A 26,730-nucleotide genomic window follows, 5' to 3' on the forward strand; every position below is an offset into this window, starting at 1 on the left:
TTGCGGGCACTGCCTGTCGACGCGCCGCGTTTCGTGTGGCCGGGCTCATACAGCTTTTTTCGCAAATGCGAAAGGGGGGCGGGCAAATCGGCCGATTTTCTGCCCGCCGGCAAGCCTACAAGAAGTCGCCCCAGTCGGCCCGTCGTGCCGACCTGAACAGCTCGCCATCGCGCTTGGTCAAGAGCTTTTCCTCGATCGAGCCATTTTCCAGGCACAGTTTGAGCTGGACCTTGCCCGATCCGCCGCGCGCCGGCGCCAAGACCCGGGCGCGGAATGGTTCAGCCGGCATGCGCGACGCGGCCAGGAAAATGTACTTCTCGTCTTCCCACGGCACCTCGCCACGCTTGGTCAGCCGATGCAGCCGCGAGCGCGCCACGCGGCGCGAAAAATGGCACCAGTCGGGCTCGACGATCGGGCAGGCGTCGGCATGCGGACAAGGTGCCGTCAGATGTGCGCCGAGATCGATGAGGCGCTGTCGCACCGCCATCATGCGCTGCCAGCCGGCCGGCGTGCCGGGCTCGACCACAACAAGCAGGCCGTCGGTGGCAGCCCACAGGCGCTCGACCAACGCGAGCCCCTCGGCCGGCGACAACTCGTCCAGCACATAGGCCAGCGTCACCAGATCGGCCTTGTCGGCCTCGAAGCTCTTGGCGGCATCCGCCACACGCCAATCCACATGCGCAACGCCCGAATGCGCCGACAACGCAATGCCAACCTTACGGATCGCCTGGCTTGCCTCGAGCATCGTCGCGGAATCGATGCTCGGCCAGCAGTCCGAAGCCGCCCAAAGTGCCGTGCCTGGACCGGCACCGACGTCGAGCAGGCTTTTAGGCGCAAAGTCAGGCATCAGCTCGGCGGCACTTTCGAGACTCGCCCTGACGGCCGCAAATGTCGCCGGCAGCCGCGTCGCCAGATAGGCGTTGGCGAACATCTCGTCCGACAGATGCAGTTTTCCATCGCGCAACTCGGCGCGATAGCGGCTCGACAAGGTGTCGGCAGCCCGCTGCAACTCGCCAAGCGGCACGCCTTCCAGCGCCCGGTCGACCGCCGCCCGCAATGCTGCCGGTAGTTCCATCGGCCTGCCCGTCCGCGGCCTATACGAGGCCGCGCTTTTCCATCATCGCCTCCGGCGACGGCAACTTGCCGCGGAAGGCCTTGTAGAGTTCTTCCGGATCGGCCGAACCGCCTGCCGCATAGATGTGCTTGCGCAGCTTCTCGGCCATGCCGGGATTGAAGGCGTCGCCGGTTTCCTCGAAGGCGGCGAAGGCGTCGGCGTCGAGCACTTCCGACCACATGTAGGAGTAGTAGCCGGCCGAATAGCCCTCGCCCGAGAACACATGCAGGAAATGCGGCGTACGGTGACGCATGACGATCGCATCCGGCATGCCGAGCTTTTCCAGTGTCTCGGCTTCGAAGGCGGCGGGCTCCGTCGGTGCGTCCGGCCGGGCATGATAGGCCATGTCGACAAGCGCCGACGAGGCGAACTCGACGGTGGCAAAGCCGGCGCCGAAAGTCTTGGCAGCCAGCATCTTGTCGAGCAGAGCCTTGGGCATCGGCTTGCCGGTCTTGTAATGCAGCGCATGCTTTTCCAGCACCGCCGGCACCGTCAGCCAGTGTTCGTAGAGTTGCGACGGCAATTCGACGAAGTCGCGGCTGACCGAGGTGCCCGCCACTGACGGCCAGGTGACATCGGTCAGCATGCCATGCAAAGCGTGGCCAAATTCATGGAACAGCGTCTTGGCCTCGTCGAGCGACAGCAGCGCCGGCTCGCCGGCCTTCGGCTTGGCGGAGTTCATGATGTTGTAGATGATCGGCGTCGAGCCCTTGCCCAGCCTGTAGCCTGACTGCAGCGCACTCATCCAGGCACCCGAACGCTTCGACTGGCGGGCAAAATAGTCGGCGAGGAAGAGCCCGCGCGTGCTGCCGTCGGCGTTGAACACCTCGAACACCCTGGCATCGGGATGCCAGGCGGCAACATCGGGCACTTCCTTGAAGGTGATGCCGAACAACCGGGTCGCGACATCGAAGCAGGCCTTGATGACGTTCTCGAGCTGGAGGTAGGGCTTCAGCTCGGCCTCGTCGAAGGCGTATTTCTCCGCCCGCAGCTTCTCCTGATAGAAGCGCCAGTCCCAGGCGGCGAGCTTGTCGTTGCTGCCGGCGGCCGCTGCAAGGCGCTGCAGTTCGGTCTCGTCGGCGGCGGCCTTCTCGCGCGCCTTGTTCCACACCGGCTCAAGCAACTCCATCACCGCCTTGGGGGTCTTTGCCATGGTGTCGTCGAGCTTCAGCGCCGCATAGCTGTCATAGCCGAGCAGCCTGGCCTTTTCGGCGCGCAGGCTGAGCGTATCGCGCACAATGCTGGCATTGTCGGTCTCGCCACCTGTTTCGCCGCGTCCCGCAAAGGCCTTGAATGCCTTTTCGCGCAGGTCACGCCGCTCAGAGAACGTCGTGAACGGCTCATAGATCGAGCGTGACAAGGTGACGGCGTACTTACCCGTCTCGCCGCGCGCCTCGGCAGCCTGGCCCATCGCACCACGGACAAATTCCGGCAGGCCGTCGAGATCGCCTTCGTCGAGAAACAGCACCCATTCCCTCTCGTCGGCCAGAACGTTCTGGCCGAACTTGGCGCCAAGCGAGGCAAGCTCTTCCTGGATAGCGGCAAGCCGCTTCTTGCCCACCGGGTCGAGCTTGGCACCCGAACGGACGAAGCCTTTCCAGGTTTTTTCCAGCACCCTCAGCGTCTCAGGGTCTAGGCCGAGCGAAGCGCGGCGGGAGTAGAGATCGTCTATGCGTGCAAACAGCTTCTCGTTCATCGAGATCGCCGAGAAATGGCGAGCCATCTTCGGCGAGATCTCACGCTCCATCGCCTGGATCGCGTCATTGGTGTGGGCACCGGCGCGGCACCAGAAGATCGAGGACACGCGGTCGAGCGCATCACCTGCGAGCTCCATTGCTTCAAGCGTGTTGGCGACCGTCGCTTGTTCCGCATTGGCGGCAATCGCATCGATCTCGGCGGCGTGCGCGGCAAGCGCTGCATCAAACACCGGCCCGAAATCGCTGTCCTCGATCCTGGTGAAATCCGGCAGGCCGAGCGGCCCGGCCCAATGGGTCAGCGGATGACGCGCGAGATCGATGTTCTGGCTGGCAGACATGAATGGCTTCCTCGATTGGCATTCGGTTCGGACAGCCTCGATGTAGGGCCGGACCGGTAACTGCGCAACCGCATTGACTCGTCGCCTCACGTAAACTAAGTAACCCATATAATAAGGATTACTTACTAAAATGCCTGCCAGTCCGGAAACCGACACTTTCGGCTTCATCGTCAACGATCTCTCGCGCATCATCCGCGCCGAGATGGACCGCCGCACCACTGAAGCCGGCCTCGGCCTGACCACCGGCGAGGGCCGGGCGCTGCTCAATGTCAGCCGCACCGGTCCGATCAGGCAGACGGCATTGGCCGAGCGGCTGGGTGTCGAAGCGATGACCCTGAGCGGTCTTGTCGACCGGCTAGAAGCCAAGGGTTTCGTCGAGCGCCAGCCCGATCCGGCCGATCGCCGTGCCAAGCTGGTCACCCTCACCGAAGCCGGGTCCACCGTCGTCAGGCAGATCGAGCCGATCGCCGCCGCGATCCGAAGCGAGGCAGCGCTTGGCATCGATCCGGACGACTGGCAGCGCCTTCTCGTTTCACTGCGGGCAGCCCGCACCAACCTGCTCGCCACGCGCACCGAAGCGCTATCGGGCGAGGACACGGCGGCATGAACATGCGCACCGATATCAGCCAGGCGCTGGACCTTGTGGAAACCGCACCGATCATGAGCGAGCGCCGGGTGTCGCTGATCGGCGGCCTGATGGTTGCCATCGGCCCGATCTCGCTGGCGCTGTTCACGCCGGCCATGCCCGAGATCGTCCAGGCCTTCGGCACCACCGAAGCTGCAGTCAAGATGACGCTGTCGCTCTATTTCGGCGGTTTTGCCTTTGCCCAGCTCGTCTGTGGCCCGCTCTCCGACGGTTTTGGCCGCCGCCCGATCACGCTCGCCTTCATGGCGATCTATCTTGCCGCAAGCGTTCTGGCGCTGATGGCGCCGAACATCGAAACGCTCGTCGTCGCGCGCTTCCTGCAGGGCGTCGGCGCCGCCGTCGGTGTTTCGGTGGCGCGTGCCGTCGTTCGCGACGTCTTCACCCACGAACGCTCCGCCCGCATCATGAACATGATCGGCATCCTTTTGGCCCTCGGCCCGGCCATCGCGCCAACCCTCGGCGGCCTGACCATGGAGTTGTTCGGCTGGCATGCCATCTTCGTGGTGATGGTGCTGCTCGGCGTCGTCGTCATGCTGGTGGCGATCTTTGCCCTGCGCGAAACGGTGACGCGCGACCTCAGCCGCATCAGGCCGAAAGCCCTCGTTGCCTCCTACGGCTCGCTCTTCCGCAGCCCCTATTTCGTGCTCTGCTGCCTGGTCATCGCCGGCACGACCGGCGCGATCTACACCCAAGCGACCGTGCTGGCCTTCATTCTGATGGAGCGTGTCGGCCTCACGCCCACCCAGTTCGGCGTCGGCATGCTGATGCAGACCGCCAATTTCATGGCCGGCGCGATCGTCATGCGCATCTTCATGAAGCGTTTCGGCGCAGCAAGGATGGTGCCCGTCGGCCTGGTTTTCGTTGCCATCGGATCGATCGCCATGGCCATCCTGCTCAGGACCTATGAACCCAGCTTCCTGCTGGTCATGGTTCCGGTCGGCATCTACGCCTTCGGCATCGCCATGATCTCGCCGGCGATGATGACGGCGGCGATGGCGCCCTTCCCCGAAAATGCCGGGGCGGCATCCGCCATGATGGGCTTCTTCCAGATGGGCGCGGGAATGGTTGGCGGTGCAGCGGCGGCATTGATGGGTGACCCGGTCAATGCGCTCGCCACCGTGATCCCGATCATGGGCCTCCTTGCCATCCTGTCATGGCTGATCTGGCGCCGTCTGCCGGAGCCGTCGCTGATGGCACGGCTGAAGCAGGGCTAGAGCAGCAGCAGTTTTCCGTCCGGAATTGCGCAGGACATGGAGACAGAGAGCTTCCGCAACCGACGAAAAGCGGAAACGCCCTAGAAGCCGTCGCAATTCTCGCCGATCGTCATCTGCGTGTTGGCGACGATGAGGCCGTTCCTGGCGGTAAATGTCTCGCGCGTCGTCATGTCATTGTTGGGGAAGTCGTAGCAGGTACGCACCACGGTCGTTTCGCCCATTTCCGCTTCGATCTTGTGGCGGATCTTGGCGCCTTTCACGGCAACCTGCCATTCATCCATCGAGGCGATGAACTCCGCCTTGCTCTGGGTCACGCCAATATCGTCGAGCCGTATCGTCGCATTGTCGGCCAACAGTTGCGACAAGGTCGGACCATCCGCCTTGAGCAGCGCCTGATACCAACGGTCGACGATGCTCTCCTGCGCCACGGCGCCGGCAGCCACCAGCAGCGCCAGGACTGCTGCAATCGTACGAACGGGCAACATCGCACGCCTCCCTGTCGGACAGGAGAATTGTCGGACGAGAGCATTAAACCCAGATCGCGACCGGAATGCCATTGATATCGCGCCCGGGCGGCGACGGAAAGCTCATGGTCTCGCCGCGACGGTGCCGCTCGGCGATCAGCATCATCGCGCAGGCATCGAGGAAGTCGTCAGCAGCCGCACCGCGCGGCGCAGGCTGGTCGAGAAAGCCGCGGCCATGGCCGACGCGCGCCAGAAGCGTTTTCCGCTCCGCCATGCCGTCGGGATTGACGCGACCCTTGATCTTCTTCGGCAGTCTCATCGCCTGCCCGCCATTCAGCCGCCAGAACGCCACTTCGGGATGGGATTCGATCACGCGCTCACGCAGCTCCGGCCTCGAGATCATCAGCGCGTCGATCTCCCGTATCTTGGAAAATATGCCGAAGGCCTGGATCGAGACGCCGCGTGGCGGCTCAGAGGTCCTCATAGCGACCTCGCTCGACCGGCGATGCGCGGCGTACCAGGCCTCGAGGTCGGTGAACTCGGCCGCCTCGGCATGGACTGCCGCGCGCGACGGGATCGAAAACACGCTCGATTGCCGCTGACCGAGCAAAGGCCGCACCAGCATCTCGGGACCACGACCACCCTTGGTGGTGAAGTCAGGCAGGCCGATCGGCATGTCGACCGCCACCACCGCATCGTCTGGAATTGCCGCCAACAGCGCGTCGAAGCTGCCGAACACCTGAGCTCTCGTTCCGGCGTCGTCGCGGATCACCGCGACCCATCCGGCCTTGCAGCCGTCGACGCCGGCAACCGTCACGCCCCAGAATCCTGGCCGGGTTTCCGGCTCCGCGAGGGATGGATGAGCGTGCGCAGCTCGACCATCGCCATCGGATGCGACAGGCTTTGCGCATCGGTTTCGAGCTGCAGCTCGTCGCCGCCGCGCTTCGACGTGCGCGCCAGGATCTCGTAGACGGCGGCCGTGGTCGACTGCAGCGCCTTGGATGGCGTGTGCCCGGCCAGCAGTCGCGCCAGAAAGACGGCAGCACTCAGGTCGCCGAGCCCGTTCGGCGGGCGCTCGACCGTGCGGTGCTCGGCCAGCAGCGCCTGCGTCTGGGTGACCAGCAAATTGCCCGTGCCGTTGGCCATCATCGCCGGCGCCGAGGTGACCAGCATCGTTGCCGGCCCGAGCCCGAGGGCAGTCGCCATTGTCGAACGCATGTCGTCGGCCTTGGCACCCGCCAGCCATTCGAGCTCATAGCGATTGGGCGTGGCGATATCGGCCAAGGGCAGCAACCTGTCGCGAATGCCCGCGGCCAGCGTCTCGGCGACATAGAGCCCACCCTTGTCGCCGATGACGGGATCGCAAACATAGAGCGCCTTCGGATTTCTCACCTTCACCGTTTCGACCAGCGAGGCCACAGCTTCCACCTGGCCTGGCTCGCCGAGATAACCCGACAGCACCGCAGCGACTTCGCCGAGCCATGGCGCCCGTTCAAGATCGGCCATGAAGGCGGCGAATTGTTCTGTCGGCGGCACGATGCGCGTCGCGCGGCCATGGCCGGGATGCCACGGCAAGATCACCGTCGGTACGGCCCAGACCGGGTGGCCGAGCGTCTCCAGCGCAAACACCGCCGCGCGGTTGCCCACCGACCCGCGCGCGACATGGCTCGACACGACGATGACCGCGCGTGGCGCTCCGGACTGTTCAGTGCTCATCAGATTTTCACCAGTGCAATGTAAGACAACAACCAGAAGAAAAGCGCGATAGCCAACACAGCACCCAGCAGCATGTAGAGGCCATTGGGCGTCTCGCCTTCTTCTTTCGCAGCATATCTGTGGCGTGCGACAAACGAACGTCCGCCATGGTCGCTCTCACGCGACAGCCGTTTGAGGATGCGGCGAGATTGCGCCGGCCCCTCATCCTCACTGCCTGTCACCACTATCCGCCTCGAACCAGATAATTGATCAGCCACAGAACGAGGCCGATGGTCAGGAGAAAACCGAGGATGCGGCCGATGCGCGTGCCGATGTGCTCGATCGGATCGGCCTTGTCGACGTCGGCGGCGCCGAGATGATTGCGCATTTCGCTGGCCTTGCGCGCCACGAACGACGCGCCGCCAGGGTCGCTCTCGCGTGCTATGCGGTCGAGAATGCGGCGCGATTCCTTCTCGCCGTCGCTGTCTCTCGGTGACGCCATCGTCAAAAACTCCTGGCATCATCGCCAAATCGAACGCCGGTTTTCTCCGGGCGCGTTTGTGATAATGCTGTCGGATCAGTTGCTTTGTCGAGGACAAACAGATGCGCATGCAAGCTTCGCCGGCACTTCCTGCTTTCCGTCTGCTTCCGGCTTTCGTTGTTCTGGCGATCGTCATGCCGTTGCTGTCGGCCTGTGGCTACAACACCATCCCGACCCAGGAAGAGCAGGCGAAGGCGGCATGGAGCGAAGTGCTGAACCAGTACCAGCGCCGCGCCGACCTCATCCCCAACCTGGTCGAGACGGTGAAGGGTTATGCCTCGCATGAGAAGGACACGCTCGAAGGCGTCGTCGAGGCCCGGGCCAAGGCAACCCAGGTGACGGTGACGCCGGAAACGCTGACCGACCCCAACGCCTTCAAGGCTTTCCAGGACAACCAGGCCGGCCTGACCAGCGCGCTGTCACGCCTGCTCGCGGTTGTCGAGAACTACCCCGACCTCAAGGCCAACCAGAACTTCCTCGCTTTGCAGGCCCAGCTCGAAGGCACCGAAAACCGCATCGCCGTCGCCCGCCGCGACTACATCGAGACCGTTCGCATCTACAACACCTCGCTCAAGACCTTCCCCGCCATGATCTGGAACACGCTCTGGTTCCGCAACCAGCCGTTCCAGAACTTCACCGTCGCCGAAGATAAGCTCGAGGCGCCCAAGGTGAATTTCGGCACCGGCCAGGGCGGGTAATGACGGCGTCACGCGCCCAATGAAGTGGCGGAAATGACCTTGAGCGCAGGCGCCTGCACCCCCCCCTCTGGCCTGCCGGCCATCTCCCCCACAAGGGGGGAGATCAGCTGGCCGCGCAGGCTGCGCTCATTGCACATATCGAACGTCCAGCATGCCGGCCGACGCTGCCAATCTCCCCCCTTGCTGGGAAGATGGCCGGCAGGCCAGAGGCGGGTGCACAAGCACGTCCCTGCCCTTCTCGCATTGCTTCTGCTGTTGTTTGCGGCTCCCGTCCTCGCCGCCGAACTGCCCATCCTCACCGGCCGTGTCGTCGACGACGCCGGCATCATCGACGCCGCCACCGAAGCCGAGCTGGTCCAGAAACTCGCGGCCTTCGAGCAGAAATCCTCCGACCAGATCGTCGTCGCCACCATCCCCAGCCTCGACGGCGAGGAGATCGAGCCCTATGCCAACCGCCTGTTCCGCGCCTGGAAGCTCGGCCAGGCCGGCGAGGACAATGGCGTGCTGCTGATCGTGGCGCCCAACGACCGGCGCATGCGCATCGAAGTGGGTTACGGCCTGGAAGGTGTGCTCACCGACCTGCACACCAAGCTGATCATCGAGAACACCATGGTGCCGGCCTTCCGCGCCGGCGATTTTTCGGGCGGCATTTCCAAGGCGGTCGACGACATCGTCATGGTCGTCGAGGGCGATGGCGCCGAACTCGAGGCACGCGCCAAGCGCAATGAGCAGACCGGCGTTGCCGGCTGGAGCGAAGACGACATCATCTTTTTCGTCTTCATAGCGCTTTGGGCGACTCTTTTCTTTGGCGGCATGGCCATGGCCATCCTGCCGCGCATGTATGGCCGCAGGCTCGGACCCGGCCGCTACGAGTGGCTCGGCATGACCTTCAATTACAACCAGCGCTCCGGCTCGTCGTCATCAGGCGGCGGCTGGTCCTCGGGTAGCGGCGGCGGAGGCTGGTCGTCGGGCGGCGGTGGCGGCGGATTTTCCGGCGGGGGCGGGTCCTCCGGCGGCGGCGGTTCATCGGGGAGCTGGTAGAACGACATGACCCAGACCACGCTCCCCCCCAGCGATCACGGACGCATCGCCGCGGCCATCCGCGCCGCCGAAGCCCAGACCTCGGGCGAGATCTACTGCGTCGTCGCCCACCGCAGCGATGGCTACTTCTTTGCCGCGGCCTTCGCCGTCATCACGGGCATCCTGCTGGTCAGCCTCGCCGCCGCCTTCGCGCTCGAACACTGGTGGGTCGCCGTCCGGCTGCCGCATTTCGTCATCGTTCAGCTGCTGGCGGCGGCGGCTGCCTGCGCGCTGTTGTGGTGGCTGCCTGGCCTGCGCATCCGGCTCATCCCGCGCGGCCTGCTCTACCGCGCCGCCCACGCCAACGCGCTCAGGCAGTTCTTTGCCCGCAACGTGCATCTCACCACCGCACGCACCGGCGTGCTGATCTTCGTGTCGCTGGCCGAACGTTATGTCGAGGTCGTCGCCGACGCCGGCATCCACGCCAAGGTTCCGCAGGATGCCTGGGACGGCATCGTCCGCGACCTCACCGCGGAAGCGCGTGCCAACCGTCTCGCCGACGGTTTCGTTGCGGCCATCGCCACGGTCGGCACCCTGCTAGCCCGGCATTTCCCGGTGTCCTCAGCCGACGTCAACGAACTCGACGACCACCTCGTCGAGATCTGACCGCATAGCCCTGGTGAGTCCATTTGGACACACCTGCACCTGATCCTCGATCCGGATCATATGAAACGCCATTCCGGCTGCGTGCGGACTCTTTGCAACTGTCGCGGCGCGGTTTATGGTTAAGAAACTATGAACACGCTGACGATCGACATCAGGAAAGCCGAGCCCCGCGACGCGGATGCCATCGCCGAGGTGCATCACGAGGCCTGGCGCGGCGCCTATTCAGGCATCATCCCGCATCGTGCGCTGACCACCATGATCAACCGCCGCGGCGGCGAATGGTGGGCCAACGCCATCCGCCGCGCCGCAACCGTTCTGGTGATCGAGATCGGCGGCAAGATTGCCGGTTATGCCACGCTCGGCCGCAACCGCGCCCGTGAACTCAAGCAGCAGGGCGAGATCTACGAACTCTACCTCCGCCCCGAATGCCAGGGCATCGGCCTCGGCAGCCGCCTTTTCGCCGCCGCCCGCCAGCGCCTCGCCGACCACGGCCTCAAGGGCATGGTGGTCTGGGCGCTCGAGGAGAACGACAACGCGCTCGCCTTCTATTCCGGTGCCGGCGGCCGCGACATCGCCGAGGGCGTCGAGGTTTTCGACCACAAGGCGCTGAAGAAGGTCGCTTTCGTCTGGGAGTGATCCGGAAAGCAAGCCTTTCGTCGCAGTCTCCTGACATCAATATTGCATTGCACACGCGGCCCAAGGCGTTTATCGGGAGGCACCTTTAATTCTGGAGCTTCCCCATGCGCATCGATGCGATTTCGATCGGCAAGAATCCGCCTGAAGACGTCAACGTGATCGTCGAAGTGCCTGTCGGCGGCCAGCCGATCAAGTACGAGATGGACAAGGAAGCCGGCACGCTCGTCGTCGACCGCTTCCTCTACACCCCGATGCACTATCCGGGTAACTACGGCTTCGTGCCGCACACCCTTTCCGGCGACGGCGACCCGATCGACGTGCTGGTCTGCAACACCCGCCAGCTCATTCCCGGCTGCGTCATCAACGTGCGCCCGATCGGCGTGCTGGTCATGGAAGACAATGCCGGCCAGGACGAAAAGGTTATCGCCGTTCCGTCGCCCAAGCTGACCCGCCGCTACGAGAACGTCTTCAACCACACCGACCTGCCCGAGATCACGCTGCAGCAGATCGAGCACTTCTTCGGCCATTACAAGGATCTCGAGCCCGGCAAGTGGGTCAAGATCGGCGGCTGGCACGATGCGGCCTACGCCAAGAAGATGATCGTCGAGGCGATCGAACGCGCCAAGGCGCTGAAGGCCTGAGGCTTCTGTTTCAAGGTCAGTGAATACCGGGCGCGGTTCGGCAGTGCCGGCCGCGCCTCAATTCTTTGTCTTGCCTTCAGAATAGAACACCGGCATCGGATCGCCGACGAGCACCCTCTCGTCCGAGCCGCAGGCAAAATCGCGAGCCTGTTCGTCGGCGATCTTGCGCGCCAGCTCATTGGCCTTGGGTTCACCGGTCGCCAACACCAGCCCAACGACGCAGCCATCGGCCTTGCCCGGCTGCCCGACCTTCGCCACCACCAGCACCTCGATTTCCTTGTCGCCCTCGGCAGGTTCCGCCTGGACGTACCAGCGGCGGATGGTGGCGAACGGGACCACCTTGCCGTCATGGCTCGAAATGCGCCACTCGGCCTTGCCGGCACTTCTGTTGAACGTCTCGAAGCTCTGCCACGGGATGTCGACGAAATCGGCGGGCGGGAAACCGTAGAACACCGATTCCCTGAGATCGGCTGAAAACATCAGCACCGGATAGCCGCGATATCCCGGACAAACCATGTTGGCATAGTCGCCGTCATCTGCGCCGGCCTTGTCGAAGAGCACGCAGTCCGCCTCGGTGTTGGTCTCGACATAGGCGCTCGAGATCTCTTCCGCCACGGCCTGGTGCAACGGCATGGCAAGGGCCAAGGCAAATACAAGCTTCCGCATTCCGCGCTCCCCTCCGAACCTGCGATGCCCGCAACATCCTGCGCGCATGCAACCGGAGTATGTCGCGCCCGAGCCACGTTATCCAGAGCGCGGGCTCAGCGCCTGGCGAGCTCCATCATGAGCTTGGCCAGTTCGCCTGTGTTGCCTGCCACGCGAATGGTCTTCAGTCGCGAGGTTGCGCCGGCGACCACTTTTATGGAGTTTCTCGGAATGCCCAACTCGGCTGCGAGCAGCTTCTCAAGCGCTGCGTTGGCCTTGCCTTTTTCTGGCACGGCGCGCACCCGCGCCGCGAGATGGCAGCGTTCGTCGGCCGCCTGCTCAACACCTTCGACAGCATCCTTCGAGGAACGCGGCGTCAGCCTGACATAAAGCTCGACGCCGTCATCACGCTCCTTGAAGAAGCTGGCCACCACCAAAGGTCAGATGACGAGCGGAGCCACCGTGGTGAGGATGAACTGCCTGACGAAGAACAGCGCAAGCAGAAGCACGATCGGCGAAATGTCGATGCCGCCAAGGTCTGGCATCAGGCGACGGATCGGCCGTAGCGCCGGCTCGGTCAGCCGGAACAGCATATTGCCGATGGTGCCGACCACCTGGTTGCGCGGGTTGACCACGTTGAAAGCATAGAGCCAGGAGAAGATCGCCGAGGCGATGATGATCCACCAGTAGAGGTCGAGGGCCAGAACGATGGTCTGAATGAGGGCGAGCATGCCGATCTCCAATGAATTGCCGACATTTAGCCATTGCACGCCTGAGCGGCAAGTCCCGCCTGACAGACCGTGCGTTCCGCGACTGCCGCACCTGCCGGAATGTGATTTCGCCCCTACGTCAACTGCTCGCTTGACAGACGGCTTCGAGCGCCAATAAATGCGGCCATCCGCTGGACGGGGCTGTAGCTCAGCTGGGAGAGCGCGTCGTTCGCAATGACGAGGTCAGGAGTTCGATCCTCCTCAGCTCCACCAGCGGAATATTGGCAAACCACCACTTCTCCCCTCGCTCAGAATTACCTCGACTTTTCCGTGGCTTAGCGCAGAGAGAGACCCAAGGGCTGGTCTCACCGGGCCCTGAGACCGGCAATTCTGGGGCAATTGCGGGCGCCGTCTCTGTGGCCGTTTTCCGTGACCAATTCGCCGGACAAATGATTATGCCTGCATCCCAAGGATGCAGGCATAACTGTGAGCTTGAACAGCGTGTTGCTGGAGTTAGCTGCGAAGCTGAGCGGCCTGCGCTGACCAATCCATCGATAGATCCAGCCGCGCCAAAATACGTGCGGACAGCTCGACGGGTTGCAAGCCCGTCAAGATCTCATTGGTAAGCTGCGGCGAGAGGAATGCCAGCGGTAATAGGCGACTAATCTCGGCCGGATGCACGTCGAAGTGATCGGCGATTTCGACGAGCGTGATTCCGGCTCGCTCGGTGAGCATTGCAAGGTAGAGTTGGGCCTTGGCAATGAGGGCTACAAGCGGCGCGGCCGGTTGCCGCGCTGGAGCATTTTCGGGATCCAGGATGAGTCGCGCTTCAATACCGCGTCGCTTGAATACGATCGGAACGACGATGGTTTCTATGGTAACGGTACTGGGATCTGTCGCGCTGGCCTCAACCAATTCAGTTTGAACGCTGACGTCGATCAGCATTCGGATCAAGGCAGCACGGTCGATGTCAAAGCAGATCTCCGTTGCAGAGAGTGTGATCCGTTTGAACAACATCTGCAGAATGGCCTTTGCCTGGACATTCGTTTGGCAGGACGCCAAGCGGTCGGCTATCTGTGATGCGCCGCTCAAGCCTGAAAGAACCATGTCTGGCGCGATATCAGCAGCAATCCACTCCGAGAGCTTGATCTGATCAGACAGTAGCCTCCTTGCGAAGGAGCGGACGACGTTTTCCAGCTCCGAAGCCGAAACGCGCCAGCCGCCCTCATCACGACGATCCTTCGGCAGGAGTCGGCTCGAGATGTAGTAGCGATAGCGCTTGCCACGATTGGTCGCATGGGTTGGCCGCAGCCGGTCTCCAGTTTCGTCAAAGACAATCCCTGACAGCAAATGCGTATCGGGATGAACGGACGAACCCTTGGCGCGGACGGCCCCCCCGCGCCATCAGTTCTTGGACCTTGTTGAACAACTCATTGTCGACGATGGGTTGGTGTTCACCGTCGTAGATGTTGCCGAGATGGCGCAGCTTGCCAATGTAGAGCGGATTGGCCAGCATCTTGTAGACCATGCCTGCATGCATCCGGCGGGTGAAAGGATAGGCACCGACCACGTTGGGCGTTTGGCCGATGCTGATTGCCTGCCGGTTTACCTCCGCTACAAGCGCCGGCACTGACCGAAGTTGCACATAGCGTTCGAACAAGCCGCGCACGAAACCGGCTTCCGGCTCCTTGATCACCAACTTCCTCTGCAGCACCGTATAGCCCAGCGGCACAGTACCTCCCATCCACATGCCCTTTTTCTTGGAGGCGGCGATCTTGTCACGGATGCGCTCGGCAGTGACCTCGCGTTCGAACTGGGCAAAGGATAAGAGCACATTAAGCGTGAGCCTGCCCATGGAGGTGGTCGTGTTGAACTGCTGGGTGACGGAGACGAACGAGACACTGCTGTCGTCGAAGATTTCGACGATGCGCGAGAAATCCATCAGAGAGCGGGTCAGTCGGTCGATCTTGTAGACCACCACGACATCTATCTTGCGATCGCGGATATCCTGGAGCAGCCGCTGCAATGCCGGTCGTTCCATCGTACCGCCCGAGATGCCACCATCATCATATCGGTCAGCGACCAGTTTCCAGCCAAGCCCAACTTGCGAGGCGATGAAAGCGGCACATGCTTCACGTTGAGCATCGAGTGAGTTGAACTCCTGATCGAGACCTTCCTCACTCGATTTGCGGGTGTAGATCGCACAGCGCAGCTTCGACATACCCAGCCTGGCTTCATCCGATGGCTGCCGGGTGCTGCCATTTCCGTAACTGTGTGACCGTCTTGAAGCCGCACTCATCGTGTCACCAGTCCGAAAAACTTGGTCCCGACCAGTGGGTTCCAGTGATCTTGCGGGTAATTGCGGTCAGCGAGGAGTAGAGCTTACCCTCGAAGACATAACCACCTTCGATCACGTCGACGACATGTGTTCGGCCGTTCCAGTCGCGTATCAACCTTGCGCCCGGCTGTGCATCGCGGCGCTTCGGTTTCGATAAGCTTCCACTGCCCGTTTTGGCTCCAGCCGCCGCCAACGGCTGTTCACGGCGACTTGTGCTGGCAAGAGGCACGGTAGCTTGGGTACCATCAGTTTTCTGGGCGAGCTGATTGGCGCGGCGATCGGCCAAGGTCTTACTAACGTCCGCCATGGCGAACTTGAGGCGGCGCCGCGTCTCGGCGGAGTAGCTGCCGAGACGTTTGGCCTGGAGATGCCAGGCGGCCGACCGGATCAGGAGCTCGCGGCGCACACTGGTCGGGGGCAAGGAGCCATACTGCTTTTGCCAACGAGCGCTAAGTTCGTCCCGCGAGAGGGTTTCCAGTTCCGCAAGCTCCTGCTCCAAGTTGCCATCCGCTCTCATGGCGTCAGACCACCGCGGCGGCGTCATTGATGCGATACCGGCGCAAGCCGTCTTTGCTAGTCTCGCTGATAAGGTTCAGACCGAGTTTCTTCTTCACGGTTCCGGAGAGAAAGCCGCGCACCGAATGGGCCTGCCAACCGGTGGCGTCGATGAGCTGATGGAGCGTCGCGCCCTTGGTCAGCCGTAGCTTCTTCAGCACCATCTCTGCCTTGGTCTCGGTTGGCCGAGTCTTCTTGACCTTGGTCACTGACGTCTCGGATGTAGGCGCGCCCTTCGGCATCGTCTTCCCACGCACGACCTGTGCTTTGCTCTTCGGAGCCGGTTTCGCAGCGGCGCCCGGGTCGCTTGCAGCGCCCGCGCCTGCCTCACCCATCATAACGTCACTGGCAGCCTCTGCCCGCTTAAACTCGACTGCATCCGAGGTCGAAGTTTTGGAAATGGCCATAGTCTTTCTCCGCAAATCACAGCGCCGAACCATTCGGCGCCGGTACTGACGGAAGCCCGCATCTGGCGGGCGAAGAACTTTTGGGCGGGGTGGCCTCTCATCTCATCGGGGCAAAAGCCTCACCCCGTCTTAAGCAACCATGCTTGCTTTGGTCTGGAAGTCCACTCAGGTTGCCGATCGGCGCTGCGCTGCATGCACAAGGTCGAAGGCATCTCGCCAACTGCTCGATGCCCGTCCAATTGCGTCGCTGCCGACCTCTGCCAGCACGGTAAGCGCTGTCGGCTCAATGTTGTCTTGTGCAACCGCCAGGACCGTCAGATTTGAGATCACCGCATTGAGCCGTCGCAGTTCCGGCTCGATTCCAGACAGAACTGCTCGGAGGCGGGCATCGCCGTCATCCTTCAGCTGGGTCTTTACTTCTTCCTTCGGCATGAATGCCTCCGCCATTGCGTTCGACACCACACATGCTTGCTGTTGCCTGGAAGTCCAGCGGGAGATGACCAAATGTGCAGAACAAATTCTGACACCTAAGGATAGGTACCCTCAGTCGCACATATTGGAGTTAAGCAGCATGCGCAAAAATACGCTCCATCAGCTCACATCAGCTGTATTTTGCGAATGACACCGTCATACGGAGAATATTGTGTTATTCAGAAAATCTTTGGCTCATTTTCAGTTGCCGACATCAGTAGCTTCTATTAGACAGCAGTGGTGACCCCTCAAACATTATTCATTAAGGCTGGCCATGTCTGACAAAATTGCCGAAACCACGCTGCTGCTGCCCCTAACTGCAGATATTGTTGCTGCTTACGTATCGAACAATCCGGTGCCCGCTACCGAACTTGCTGATCTGATCAATCAAGTACATCATTCAGTTCAGGCATTGTCCGCTGGTTCGAGCACCGAACCAGCCGGACCGACCGAAGTCCAGAAGCCCGCTGTCCCCATTAAGAAGTCGGTCACTCCGGATTACATGATCTCACTCGAGGATGGCCAGAAATACAAATCTATCAAGCGCCATCTGATGTCCAAGTATGGCATGACACCGGCAGACTACCGCGCCAAATGGGGCCTCCCGAACGACTATCCAATGGTGGCTCCCAATTACTCAGCGGCACGCTCCGAACTGGCCAAACAGCTGGGACTCGGGCGGAAGCCGACCAAGAACAAGAAAGCTCCCGCCAAGGCGAGCCGCACCGCAAAGAGCAAGTGATACGCGCGCGGCCAACGAGCAATCTGTATTGGCTACTAGGCACGGGAAATGCTTCGCGCCGTTATCTAGGGCAATGGACGCCGATTACCAGCGTCCGTGTCCGACGGCGGACTCCCTAAAGCGAGCATATTACAGTCGAAGGATATCCCAATCCTGCTGACCTGCACCCAACCTGGACCTCCGTTGAACCAGGATTCATGTCTGGGATGAGGCGACTAGACTTCAGGTTCTGCACAACAGCTTTGCACCTCCATTCCGCCCGCCCAATCTACTTATGCGAGTCCCCCAAAACCGCCATTCGCTAGGTGTCTGGTCCCGGAGTGTGGGGGAATCAGTCAAGCTGATCCTTCATTCCGGGAGAAGCTATGGGACAGATACCCCACGGCAGCGCCACGACCACGCACGCCATCCGAGCAGCGATACAGCGATCGAAGGCTTCGCTCAAAGAGCTAGCCGTGCAGCACGGCCTAAATCAGAAGACCGTTGCCAAGTGGCGCAAACGGGCTTTTGTCCACGATGCGCCGATGGGTCCGAAGACCGTGCGCTCGACCGAGCTGACCGCCGAGGAAGAGGCGATGGTCGTTGCCTTTCGTAAGCATACGCTGCTGCCTCTGGATGACTGCCTCTATGCGCTGCAGGCGACGATCCCGCACCTGTCGCGATCGTCCTTGCACCGTTGCTTGCAGCGCCACGGGATCAGCCGCCGTGGCGGTGGACCGGACCTCGAAGTTCGCCTTCGCTCGGCTGGTGCAGAAGGCGACCACCGTCACCGCCAGGACTTTCCTTGAGGAGTTGGTCGAAGCCGTCCCCTACAAAATCCACACCGTGCTCACCGACAACGGCATCCAATTTGCCGACCTGCCCAAGAACCGGGACGGCCCCACCGCAAGCTGGCGCGGACATCCCTTCGACCGGGCCTGCTGGGGCCATGGCATCGAGCACCGCCTCACCAAGCCCAATCACCCATGGACCAACGGTCAGGTCGAACGGATGAACCGAACGTTGAAGGAGGCAACCGTTCGGCGGTATCACTACGAGACCCACCGCCAACTCGAAGATCACCTTGCCGCCTTCCTCGACGGTTACAATTTCGCCCGACGGCTCAAGACCCTTCGCGGTCTTACACCCTACGAAGCCATCTGTACGGCCTGGGCAAACCAGCCAGATCGCTTCCGGCTCGACCCGGTCCACTTGACCTCGGGACTGAACACCTAGCAGAACGGATACGCATCTGAAGCGCTTCCAGTCCAGAAACAGCAAGGCCGAGCGAAGCGGCCGATCATTCCCAGTGTAAATGCGGATACCAACGCCGCATGACCTTACCAATAGATCTAAGCCTACATCATCGATAGCCACTAGACGTGTTGCGGCACAAGCGATTTAGTTGGCACTGCAGAGTGGTCAATCAAACGACCTGATGCTAGAGATTTGGGGGGCCGTTCATGAAAATTGCGCCTACGGCGTTGAAGCTTGACCAACTGCTGGGTTCTGCGAACGAGCAGTTTGTTATACCGGCATACCAACGCCGGTACTCTTGGCGGGATCGTCATGTTTATGAGCTTCTTGAGGACATTGACCTTTTAGAAGGCGCGGACGTACACCTGCTAGGAAGCATTGTATGTCTGACAGGACATCACACACCCGGAATTAATGAGCTGGAGCTCGTCGACGGACAGCAGCGGCTATCAACGATCTGCGTGCTGCTGGAGTGTCTTCGACAGCGCTTCCTTCAAGACGGGGATGAAGATCAGGCGCGAGATGTTATTCGACTCCTCACCGCGAAAGCCCCTGGCGGGACGCCCGTACCCAAAATTGCACTGAACACCCTTGATGGTGATGAATTCCGTGATCTGGCAACGAAGACAGAGATCGATTGCAACGCCTACCAGAACCATCATCTCGCAAAGGCCTTCTTGAATATTCGCCAGTGGCTTTCAGAAAAGTCCATGGAAGAGCTGACAGCGTTTTCCTTTAAGCTTCAAAACCAGGCGCTCGTTGTACGCTTGGATGTGAGCGACGCGAAGGATGCCTTCAAGCTCTTTGAGACAATCAACAATCGCGGGCTAAGGCTAAGTCCAACCGACATAATTAAGAATTTTGTCCTCGGCAACGCCGCCAGGTTTGGTGCCTCTCAACTCCAGCATGCGCGGAAAGAGTGGGCTACACTTATCTCCTACCTCGACGGCACCGACGCTGACGGCTTCTTCAGATACTTCCTGATTTCCTCCACTCAAAGGCGGATAACTAAAAATCAGGTCGTTCGCGAGTTCAAGACGCTGTTCATGAACGAAGTGATTGAGGCCAAGGCCTTACCCGACCGGCATCTCTATGTAGATGAGGAACAGACGGACGAAGAGGAACCGAACGAAGAAGCAGAAATCGACGACGTTGAGATACCTGAGCAGGACGGCGAGCAGATTCCGTTCGCCAAGTTCATGGAACGCCTCGTCGTCAGCTCGAAAGTGTTTGGCCAGTTGGTGCTGGTGAAAACCGGAAACAAGCAGATCGATCGACATCTACGCAATCTGAGGATGATAAAGTCTGCTCAAACTTATGGCTTCTTGATGCACCTGCGCGTTGGCGGCATCGCTGATAAGGCCTTTGTCCAGATACTCAAGCTCACCGAAAGCTTTGTTCTCCGTCGCCACATCTGCCGTGAGCGCTCGAATGAAACCGAGACGCTCTTTGCCCGGCTTTGCGAAGTGGAGCCCACGAACCCGTTGGTCGCCACAAAAAAGGCTTATCGAGACGCTTGCCCAACCGACGAGAAGTTTAAACACGAATTCACCAATGCCAACTTCACGTCCAACATCATCGAACGTGCGCGGTACTGTCTGGAGCAGATCGAAATAAGGCACCACGGCAAGCATGCTGAGCTAGCTGTGCTTGGAGCAGAAGACGTGCATGTTGAGCACATTATTCCTCAGAAAATAAAGACGGCCAAATCCAAGCGCGAGCATGGTGACTGGACCACTTATCTGGGCGAGAAGATCGATGTTCTCCACCCGCGCCTCGTGTCCCGAATCGGCAACCTGACCCTCTTCGCGGGTGAACTGAACATTACGGCTTCGAACAATCCTTTCGCCGCCAAGAAGGCGGTTTACAAGCAGTCCTCCATCCTCGTCACTCAGGATCTGGCATCCATGCCGGCTTTCAGATTCAAACAAGTCGAAACACGGTCATCGCAGTTAGCTGAGTTGGCCGTCGAGTACTGGCCCTTACCATGAACGTGCATGAACTTAGTACGAAGCGCGCTTGGGGGGTGCGGCAGTCATCGATCTATCACTGCCAATAGTCTGCGTTCGAGCGACAGATTTAGACGGGGGCAGCCGATGATCGGCACACGGCCTTATATTGGTCATAGAGAAAAGTTGTTAACGGTCCGAATGCACATTTTGAGCAGCCTCGAGTGGCCGACTGGGGGATTTTGCCGACTGACTGCATCCCAAGCACAGTTACTCCACTGAGGGACATTGCCCTCCAGAAATGATCCTCATAGCATTCATATTTTGAGTTGAGGGGTGCCGGTTGGCGCAGGCAGGAAAACAGAAGTTCGACAAAGAGCAGAAGGTTCAGGACTGGCTTGAATCAAAGCGAAGGGTTTCTGGAGGACAGCGGCTCGCCGATATCGGCTTACATCCTGGCGGGCGATCGTGCGGCCGAACTATCGGCATCCTGGGCCTGGCTATCATGTGACGGCGGCGCTGCCGTCGAGTATTTGAAAGGATATGGCTCGCCAAAATGGGCTCTGACCCCAGGTTGGGAAAGCATCAGGAACATCGAGCGCTGGCGTTGTCCGGGGCTGACGCTGGACCGGCACATCATGCCGGTTTCGGTCGATTTCTGGGGCGTGTTGGGTGACTATGCGCGCGATGCCGTTCGCCATGTCGACCGAATGCGGAATTTTATGTCGAGCTGCGCCAGGCCAGGCATGGACTGGCGCCATCCAATCCTCGGCGTGCTTCTGCTCGACGAGATCGCGTTGGCGCCACCGCTGACCGACGGTCAGTGGACCTTTTCTGCTTTGTTCAGATTGGGATTGCTGCTCGGCCGATTTGGCTCACTCTCCGCCCAGATGGCGGATGCCGAGCCAGAGCAACAACGCCTACTGCAAGCTGGTACATTTTGGGCTGAGGTTGATATGGCCGGTATACTGCAGGAGGTAGCGCTACGATATTTGTCTGCCGAAGATTTGGATGAGGCTCCGCCCACCATTGCCGTGCGTCAATCCGAAACCGGAGAACAGGCATTTGCGTCTGTTTCGGCCTTGCTGACTGGATCTTGCGGGCCTTCATCGGTGAAGACGAGAAACTGATGCGCGCAGCATTCTCGACCGGCTGGCAGGCTCATGCCATTTTCGATTGGCAGTTCGACGCAAGGCAGGACAATCCTAAGGTCGCATCCCTTCGCGTACTGGCGGTGGCGAGGGCGCGAGACTGGCTGAAATGGTCTGTTGTAGCGGCAACCGGCGATGGCCGGGACGCCGACTCTGCCACCAAGGCCATAGCCGCAAGCTTTGGCGATCTGGTGCCTTTGAGCGAAGGGAAGGATGCCGCTTTGGCCGCGATCGACAAGCTGAGGGCGGACCTGCTGATCGACAAGTTGCTGACTGAAATCCCCGGGATCGTCGATAGTTGGCACCCACAACTTGCACATACATTGGCACCCGTGGCACCGATTTGCCATGATTGGGACTGGCTCGAACAGCAGATCGTAGCCGCCCGCAAACGTGGAGAGAAGAACCCCTGTATCTGCGTTGGCGCAGGCGGCGAAATCTCCATAGGAAGCCTTCCCTCAATGCCCTGGATTCCGGAAGTCGAGGATGTGACCGACAAAGTCCTGCTATTTAGCAACAGCAGCGGATCGGAAATGATTCTGGTGGTTAGCTGGGAGGATCTAAGGACCGGAAAGGCACCAGGTTTATCGTAAGCCGCCATTATTGCATTTGCAGTCAAGCAGGAAGGATGGCGGCCGTGGCAATCGTGGGTGCCCCGCGATCGGGTCAAATATTAGAATAGACAAGGGTGAATAGAGCGCCACCCAAGTCGCGTATTTGGCGCTCCACGCAACTACTGAAAGCGACAGGAACGGGCTCGAGTTCAAACGCGGCTTTATGGGGCCCGCATTTAACTGTTTCAGAGTTGCTTAGCGCCGTGGGTAAAACGAACACTCATTTGCTTTGCAGTGAAGTTCTGCTGAGCTTCGATGAGGTTGACGTGACATCGGGTTGAGCCGATCGATTCGCGATGCAGAACTCGTCTAAACATCCGCGCAGCAGTATCGGACTTTATTGCTTCACTCCTGCGATCACACTTACGCGATTGTGCAGTCAATGATCGTCCAACCCCGATTCGTTAGTGTGTTGAGCTCGTCTTCGACGAAGGCATCCTTCCGCATCGCTAGGCACAGCAAATGAGTCGGGCGCGTCATGGCAACATAATGTAGCTTGAGCCGCCCGTGCATACGCGCGCCCTCGGAGACCTGCCGGCCCCTGCGGTTCGTCGAAAAGCCACCCGATTTCGCTCCTAGCAGCCACGGCTTCAATTCACTGAGGTGGTGGTTATGATAGAAACTATCGAGCACCAGCGTGGCAGTATGCGTTTCGCCCTTCACCGAATGAATCGAGCCTAGACGAATGCGTAGCTGCGGCGCGTCGGGCGGATAAACAAACAAGTTGTCACTGCGCGCGCCGTTCGCGAGTCCGCCCTCGGCAAGGGCCTCCGGCTGTGGTGGAGCTAGGAAAGTGATGACATCGCCGCCTAATGCCGCCGCACCGCTAAGGTGCCGGACCACCCCTTCGACATGCGCCAGTGCCGCCATCCAGATGACTGGGCTAAGGTTGCCCTGATGGGTCAGGACGATTTCCTGCAGCGCGAGATAATCGGCTCGCGCGTCGCTGTCGCCGAGCATATAGGCCACGCGGCGATGTGGGGATTTCCGCGAACCGTATCCATGGGTGCCGCCGGCAAGCTCGCTCGCGGCAAGCAGCGCCGCCGCCGTCGCGTTGACCAACCTATCCGTGTTCCCACTGCCCGCCGTCTCGAAGCGTGCCCGCGCGAGATATTGCACGAAACTGCTCGGCGCGGACTCCCTCCGCGCACATACCGGGTCATAGCTCGGCGCGTAGTGCCCCAGTGCCCGCGGGATCCGATCGTCCTTGCCAAGCTCGTGCACCCCGGCCACCGCTGTGAACACGCCCTTTTCGAGCGCGGCTGCGTCAAAGCTCTCCAGCAGATGCTGGCCGTAGCGCGCCAGCACGCCCTGTACCGACCCATCGTCGAACAGGAAGATCGCCGGCGCTTTGGGATCAACGCCAAGGAGATCCGGTGGACCGGCGCCAAGTAGCGCCTGCGGCGTCACCCCCAATCCCTTCACATGATCCGCGAGGTCCTGACCGAAGCGGTAGCTGCGGGGCATCGGGTGTATGACGGCGCCTGGAAACAAGTCAGACGTGGCGCCTCTCTGGCTGGGGCTGCCGTAGATCGCTTGATTGGAGTCGCCGAATCGCTGCCGACGTGACGGCGCGTCGCCATGGCAGAACAGGCGGTGTAGCAGCGCTGACTGTGCCTCGCTATTGTCCTGCGCCTCATCAACGAACACAAGCGGGAAGCGCCAGCGCAGCGTCGAGACCGTCTCCGGATGCCGGTCAAGCAGCTCGTTGGCCCAAAGGAACATCTCATCGAAGCAGAAATACCCTTGTTCGCTCGACGTGCGCCGCGCTTCGACGATCGCCCGGTAGGTTGGCGTATGCGGTCCGAAATTACCGGTTTGACCGCCGCCATAATCGATGTTCTCGTAGATCAGGCAGGTCTCGCTGAGGTTGGCCTGCCGCAACGCCCAGCGCCGGTTTTGCGGTAACAGACTCCAGCGTTTCGCAAGCGCGATCTGCGTATCGACGCAGCGCACCTCAGTGCCCTTCGACCGGAGCCAGGGCAGCGCCAGATACTCGTTTACGAACGCGTGGATAGTGCCAACGAAATGCGGGTAGCGTGTGAGCACGATCCCCGCCGCCGAATGGCTGAGCTTCGCGCTGATCTCGTTGCGCGCTGCATTGGTGTGCGACAGTACGCAGATGCCCTGCTGACGGTGTGGCCAACGCATCGCCAGAACTGCCAGTTTCGCGACCAGCAAGGTCGTCTTGCCGCTGCCCGGACAAGCCTCAAAATCGACAGTGTCGAGCCGTAGCATCGCCTGGAGTCGGCTGACATCGTCGCCGACCGGCGCGAACCCGTCAGGACCCAGTCCCATTAATGCTGCCGCCCAGGCGACATCCTCCTCTCGAATGAGATCGTCGAACATCGTTTATTACACCGGCGCCGCGGTAGGCGCCCGGCCTGGCTCACCTGCCTCGCCGCCAACGGGCGCGGGTACGAACGGTCCGGTGACGTGCGCGATCGCGGCAACGACGTAAGGCGGGAGCAACGCACGCAGTCCTTCGGCATCGAGGCTATTGTCGGCTATCGCCTCCTCCAGAAGTTCGGCGAGATGTTGCGCGCCGATCGCCTTAGAGGCACCATCGGCCTCGAACAGCGCGTATACGTGCAAGGCGAGCGTCGGAAGATCGTGACCCGCATCAACCAGCGCCTGATAGGCTGCGTCGGCATCTGAGAGTATGGCCGCCTGGTTGGCTGTTCCGGCGTTCAAGCGGTCGTCGGCTAGTGCCAACGAGCCCGCCCGATAGACATGTTGGCTGAGGCCATGGAAGGCGAGGTCGAATTCCAGCGTCCATTCATTGGCGACGAACGTCTCTACCTTCTGACCCGACGCATTCGCCTTTCGCTGCGCTCGGCGCTGTTCCAGCTGGTCGCCCGGGAAATCATCCTTCACCCGCCACTTGCGGCGCGATCCCGGAAGCGCTGGGATATCCTCGCCGTCCTTCAACTTGCCGACGATCCACGGTCCGTTGTTGGGCATCACATCCATGTCGGTCACGCAAGCAACGGGGATGCCGATGACACCGTCCTGGTCAGTATTCTCGCGCATAAAGATGCGACCATACCGACCAAGGCCGACGCCGCCGACATTGACGACCGACACGCCATGATGGTGGAAATCACGGCCAATCAGCCTCGCGATCACCGGAAGCAGGATGTTCTCGGCATCCCCTTCGACGATTAATACCGCGCGCGCGAAGAATAGGTTCGCCTTAGTGACATCGAGGAAGCGCTCAAGGAAACGATAGTCGGACGCACTGAGCTTCGTCTTTTCCTTGCTAAGCGGAAATGCCCGGCCACCCTCTATCAGCGCAACATTGTCGAGCTGCAGGTCCGATGCGAGATTGGGGCTGTGCGTCGTGACGATGATCTGAATGCGCTGTCCGTCGGGACGCTGCTTCTTCGCCTGTTCCTGTAGGAACGACATCAGCCGCAGTTGCCGCTGCGGATGGAGGTGCGCCTCAGGCTCTTCGATCAGCAATAGCGGGAAGCCGTCACTTTCGGTGGCTAGCAGTAACAGCTCGCACGCCATGAACAGTAGGTTGTTCGAGCCAAGTCCCCGGCTGTGCTCGCTTTCTGCGTCGGCAGAGGCGGTCAATGTGAGTTCGAGCTTCTCGAGCAACTGTCGCAGCCTGAGGCTGTCGTCCTGCGCGCCCGCTACTTCGATCCGTGCGTGCAGAAGATCGTTCGCGAACGACAGCGGCTTTAGATATTCGTCGTTGAGCCGCTTCCGCGCCTGCTTAATGCCTTGGCTCTGTCCGAACAAATGGCTCGCATAGTCGCCGAGGCCCAGCACGCTCAGCGTAGCCGGGTCGTCAGGCGGATCGGAAAGCTTGTTAAACGGGTTTCCAGTTTCGCGGATCTCCTTGGTGTGCTGGAGGATCTGGGACAGCCGCGATCCGCGCCCGGCGCTCAGTGCCCGCTCGGCGTCACGCAAGGGCCGCAGATACGTCGCCGTCAGCAGCGATCGTGCCCCTGGGTCAAGCAAAGGGCCGTCACCCTTTGCGCCGGTGCGCCATTCCGGCGGCAACACCCGGCGCGAGCTGCCCTCCTTGGCGTTGCGTTTCGCGACCCAGGTCACAGTGAGCGCGGTTTCGGTCGCGCCGGCTATCGTTTCATAGGTGAGGAATTCGGCGAATGCGCCTCGATCGGCGGTGGTGAGGCCTCGAAAAGTCAGCCGGATAACGATCTCATCTGCTCGCGCACCACCGGGTGTCGCCTGATGGAAATCGACCGAATCGACCCGCAAAACATCCTGGTCGCGTGTACCGAGCACCAGCCGCAACGCGTCAATTATTGCGGTCTTGCCAGCATCGTTCTCGCCGACCAAAGCCGTAAGTCCCGGCGACAGCGGCAGCACGAAAGCCTTGTCGTCAACGCCGAACAGCCGGAAGTTCTCAATTCGAATTTCTGCGATATACGTTGACGTCCCCTCCGCTACTTAGCCTATCATGCTGTCCAGCCTAGGTGACCGACTCATAACTACGCAACCAGATGCGGATTGAAGCAAGCTGGACGGAAGCGAGGAAGTTGTCGTCGCGCTTGTCGTAGCGGGTGG

General features: G+C 60.9%; 28 protein-coding genes, 1 tRNA gene and 1 pseudogene. 13 read left to right on the plus strand and 17 right to left on the minus strand.

Features of this window, described 5'->3' with window-relative positions:
* Positions 1–115 precede the first annotated feature (115 nt).
* Both HNQ95_RS30050 and HNQ95_RS30055 read right to left on the minus strand, forming a co-directional pair.
* Positions 116–1,075 carry a small ribosomal subunit Rsm22 family protein gene (locus tag HNQ95_RS30050; RefSeq protein WP_182575978.1) on the minus strand — a complete coding sequence of 320 codons (960 nt, stop codon included), beginning with the start codon at positions 1,073–1,075 and terminating at the stop codon, positions 116–118.
* 19 nt (positions 1,076–1,094) lie between these two features.
* A complete protein-coding gene (locus HNQ95_RS30055; RefSeq protein WP_182575977.1) occupies positions 1,095–3,149 on the minus strand; it encodes a M3 family metallopeptidase in 2,055 nt (684 codons plus the stop codon).
* Positions 3,150–3,279: 130 nt separating this feature from the next.
* Between HNQ95_RS30055 and HNQ95_RS30060 the strand changes: the two genes are divergently transcribed.
* Both HNQ95_RS30060 and HNQ95_RS30065 read left to right on the plus strand, forming a co-directional pair.
* The gene (locus HNQ95_RS30060; RefSeq protein ID WP_067956493.1) at positions 3,280–3,756 is read left to right on the plus strand and encodes a MarR family winged helix-turn-helix transcriptional regulator; all 477 of its coding nucleotides are present in this window, start codon (positions 3,280–3,282) and stop codon (positions 3,754–3,756) included.
* On the plus strand, positions 3,753–5,009 hold the full coding sequence (locus HNQ95_RS30065; RefSeq protein WP_067956491.1) for a multidrug effflux MFS transporter: 1,257 nt from the start codon (positions 3,753–3,755) through the stop codon (positions 5,007–5,009). Before HNQ95_RS30060 ends, HNQ95_RS30065 begins: the two co-directional genes overlap by 4 nt.
* Positions 5,010–5,089: 80 nt before the next feature.
* On the opposite strand, the gene HNQ95_RS30070 is transcribed toward HNQ95_RS30065, so the two are convergent.
* The 5 genes from HNQ95_RS30070 to HNQ95_RS30090 are packed head-to-tail and all read right to left on the minus strand — an operon-like array spanning position 5,090 to position 7,670.
* Positions 5,090–5,494 carry a nuclear transport factor 2-like protein gene (locus tag HNQ95_RS30070; protein ID WP_067956490.1) on the minus strand — a complete coding sequence of 135 codons (405 nt, stop codon included), beginning with the start codon at positions 5,492–5,494 and terminating at the stop codon, positions 5,090–5,092.
* Between the two features lie 43 nt (positions 5,495–5,537).
* A complete protein-coding gene (locus HNQ95_RS30075; protein WP_067956488.1) occupies positions 5,538–6,290 on the minus strand; it encodes a DUF429 domain-containing protein in 753 nt (250 codons plus the stop codon).
* A complete protein-coding gene (gene pdxY, locus HNQ95_RS30080; protein ID WP_067956485.1) occupies positions 6,287–7,189 on the minus strand; it encodes a pyridoxal kinase PdxY in 903 nt (300 codons plus the stop codon). The genes HNQ95_RS30075 and pdxY overlap by 4 nt, the downstream gene beginning before the upstream one ends.
* A complete protein-coding gene (locus HNQ95_RS30085) occupies positions 7,189–7,410 on the minus strand; it encodes a hypothetical protein (RefSeq protein WP_154386225.1) in 222 nt (73 codons plus the stop codon). Before HNQ95_RS30085 ends, pdxY begins: the two co-directional genes overlap by 1 nt.
* 2 nt (positions 7,411–7,412) lie before the next feature.
* Positions 7,413–7,670: a hypothetical protein gene (locus HNQ95_RS30090; protein ID WP_067956482.1), complete on the minus strand. Its 258-nt coding sequence runs from the start codon at positions 7,668–7,670 to the stop codon at positions 7,413–7,415.
* 101 nt (positions 7,671–7,771) lie between these two features.
* Here HNQ95_RS30090 and HNQ95_RS30095 point away from each other — a divergent pair, with 101 nt between their 5' ends.
* The 5 genes from HNQ95_RS30095 to ppa all read left to right on the plus strand — a co-directional run bounded on the left by HNQ95_RS30095 (position 7,772) and on the right by ppa (position 11,370).
* Positions 7,772–8,407, plus strand: a complete 636-nt coding sequence (locus HNQ95_RS30095) for a LemA family protein (protein ID WP_067956480.1) — start codon at positions 7,772–7,774, stop codon at positions 8,405–8,407.
* 180 nt (positions 8,408–8,587) lie between these two features.
* Complete coding sequence (locus HNQ95_RS30100; RefSeq protein ID WP_067956478.1) at positions 8,588–9,448, plus strand: TPM domain-containing protein; 861 nt, start codon at positions 8,588–8,590, stop codon at positions 9,446–9,448.
* A 6-nt stretch (positions 9,449–9,454) separates the two neighbouring features.
* Positions 9,455–10,093 (plus strand): TPM domain-containing protein, encoded by a 639-nt coding sequence (locus HNQ95_RS30105; RefSeq protein ID WP_067956476.1) that lies wholly within the window; start codon positions 9,455–9,457, stop codon positions 10,091–10,093.
* A gap of 129 nt (positions 10,094–10,222) precedes the next feature.
* Positions 10,223–10,729 (plus strand): GNAT family N-acetyltransferase, encoded by a 507-nt coding sequence (locus HNQ95_RS30110; protein ID WP_067956474.1) that lies wholly within the window; start codon positions 10,223–10,225, stop codon positions 10,727–10,729.
* A 104-nt stretch (positions 10,730–10,833) separates the two neighbouring features.
* Positions 10,834–11,370, plus strand: coding sequence for an inorganic diphosphatase (gene ppa, locus HNQ95_RS30115; RefSeq protein ID WP_067956472.1), 537 nt, complete (start codon positions 10,834–10,836; stop codon positions 11,368–11,370).
* 57 nt (positions 11,371–11,427) lie between these two features.
* Here the strand turns inward: ppa and HNQ95_RS30120 are convergent, their stop codons facing one another.
* From HNQ95_RS30120 to HNQ95_RS30130, 3 genes are all read right to left on the minus strand, one after another.
* Positions 11,428–12,036, minus strand: a complete 609-nt coding sequence (locus tag HNQ95_RS30120; protein WP_067956470.1) for a hypothetical protein — start codon at positions 12,034–12,036, stop codon at positions 11,428–11,430.
* Positions 12,037–12,131: 95 nt separating this feature from the next.
* Positions 12,132–12,446 carry a DUF167 family protein gene (locus HNQ95_RS30125; RefSeq protein ID WP_067956468.1) on the minus strand — a complete coding sequence of 105 codons (315 nt, stop codon included), beginning with the start codon at positions 12,444–12,446 and terminating at the stop codon, positions 12,132–12,134.
* A 9-nt stretch (positions 12,447–12,455) separates the two neighbouring features.
* Positions 12,456–12,746 (minus strand): YggT family protein, encoded by a 291-nt coding sequence (locus HNQ95_RS30130; protein ID WP_067966013.1) that lies wholly within the window; start codon positions 12,744–12,746, stop codon positions 12,456–12,458.
* 176 nt (positions 12,747–12,922) lie between these two features.
* On the opposite strand from HNQ95_RS30130, the gene HNQ95_RS30135 reads away from it, so the two are divergent.
* A tRNA-Ala gene (locus HNQ95_RS30135) sits at positions 12,923–12,998 on the plus strand.
* 240 nt (positions 12,999–13,238) lie between these two features.
* Here the strand turns inward: HNQ95_RS30135 and HNQ95_RS30140 are convergent.
* The 5 genes from HNQ95_RS30140 to HNQ95_RS30160 all read right to left on the minus strand — a co-directional run bounded on the left by HNQ95_RS30140 (position 13,239) and on the right by HNQ95_RS30160 (position 16,457).
* Positions 13,239–14,075 (minus strand): hypothetical protein, encoded by an 837-nt coding sequence (locus HNQ95_RS30140; RefSeq protein ID WP_182575976.1) that lies wholly within the window; start codon positions 14,073–14,075, stop codon positions 13,239–13,241.
* Complete coding sequence (locus HNQ95_RS30145) at positions 14,053–14,946, minus strand: recombinase family protein (protein ID WP_182575975.1); 894 nt, start codon at positions 14,944–14,946, stop codon at positions 14,053–14,055. The genes HNQ95_RS30140 and HNQ95_RS30145 overlap by 23 nt, the downstream gene beginning before the upstream one ends.
* A gap of 82 nt (positions 14,947–15,028) precedes the next feature.
* On the minus strand, positions 15,029–15,562 hold the full coding sequence (locus HNQ95_RS30150) for a DUF2924 domain-containing protein (protein WP_182575974.1): 534 nt from the start codon (positions 15,560–15,562) through the stop codon (positions 15,029–15,031).
* Positions 15,563–15,584: 22 nt separating this feature from the next.
* Entirely contained in the window at positions 15,585–16,025 is a 441-nt protein-coding gene (locus tag HNQ95_RS33865) for a DUF3489 domain-containing protein (RefSeq protein WP_246341055.1), read from the minus strand.
* 165 nt (positions 16,026–16,190) lie between these two features.
* Positions 16,191–16,457, minus strand: coding sequence for a hypothetical protein (locus HNQ95_RS30160; RefSeq protein ID WP_154387441.1), 267 nt, complete (start codon positions 16,455–16,457; stop codon positions 16,191–16,193).
* 313 nt (positions 16,458–16,770) lie between these two features.
* Here HNQ95_RS30160 and HNQ95_RS30165 point away from each other — a divergent pair, with 313 nt between their 5' ends.
* The 5 genes and pseudogenes from HNQ95_RS30165 to HNQ95_RS30185 all read left to right on the plus strand — a co-directional run bounded on the left by HNQ95_RS30165 (position 16,771) and on the right by HNQ95_RS30185 (position 22,167).
* On the plus strand, positions 16,771–17,238 hold the full coding sequence (locus tag HNQ95_RS30165; RefSeq protein ID WP_182575973.1) for a Ros/MucR family transcriptional regulator: 468 nt from the start codon (positions 16,771–16,773) through the stop codon (positions 17,236–17,238).
* Positions 17,239–17,603: 365 nt separating this feature from the next.
* A pseudogene (locus HNQ95_RS30170) lies at positions 17,604–18,453 on the plus strand (integrase core domain-containing protein).
* Positions 18,454–18,680: 227 nt separating this feature from the next.
* Positions 18,681–20,465: a DUF262 domain-containing protein gene (locus HNQ95_RS30175; RefSeq protein ID WP_182575972.1), complete on the plus strand. Its 1,785-nt coding sequence runs from the start codon at positions 18,681–18,683 to the stop codon at positions 20,463–20,465.
* A gap of 356 nt (positions 20,466–20,821) precedes the next feature.
* The gene (locus HNQ95_RS30180) at positions 20,822–21,553 is read left to right on the plus strand and encodes a hypothetical protein (RefSeq protein ID WP_182575971.1); all 732 of its coding nucleotides are present in this window, start codon (positions 20,822–20,824) and stop codon (positions 21,551–21,553) included.
* Positions 21,553–22,167, plus strand: coding sequence for a hypothetical protein (locus HNQ95_RS30185; RefSeq protein ID WP_182575970.1), 615 nt, complete (start codon positions 21,553–21,555; stop codon positions 22,165–22,167). Before HNQ95_RS30180 ends, HNQ95_RS30185 begins: the two co-directional genes overlap by 1 nt.
* Positions 22,168–22,551: 384 nt before the next feature.
* Here the strand turns inward: HNQ95_RS30185 and HNQ95_RS30190 are convergent, their stop codons facing one another.
* Positions 22,552–24,537, minus strand: a complete 1,986-nt coding sequence (locus tag HNQ95_RS30190; protein WP_182575969.1) for a UvrD-helicase domain-containing protein — start codon at positions 24,535–24,537, stop codon at positions 22,552–22,554.
* Between the two features lie 6 nt (positions 24,538–24,543).
* A complete protein-coding gene (locus HNQ95_RS34135; RefSeq protein WP_182575981.1) occupies positions 24,544–26,589 on the minus strand; it encodes an ATP-dependent nuclease in 2,046 nt (681 codons plus the stop codon).
* Between the last annotated feature and the right edge of the window lie 141 nt (positions 26,590–26,730).

It is taken from the genome of Aminobacter ciceronei (genome assembly GCF_014138625.1).
Taxonomy (GTDB): Bacteria; Pseudomonadota; Alphaproteobacteria; order Rhizobiales; family Rhizobiaceae; genus Aminobacter; species Aminobacter ciceronei.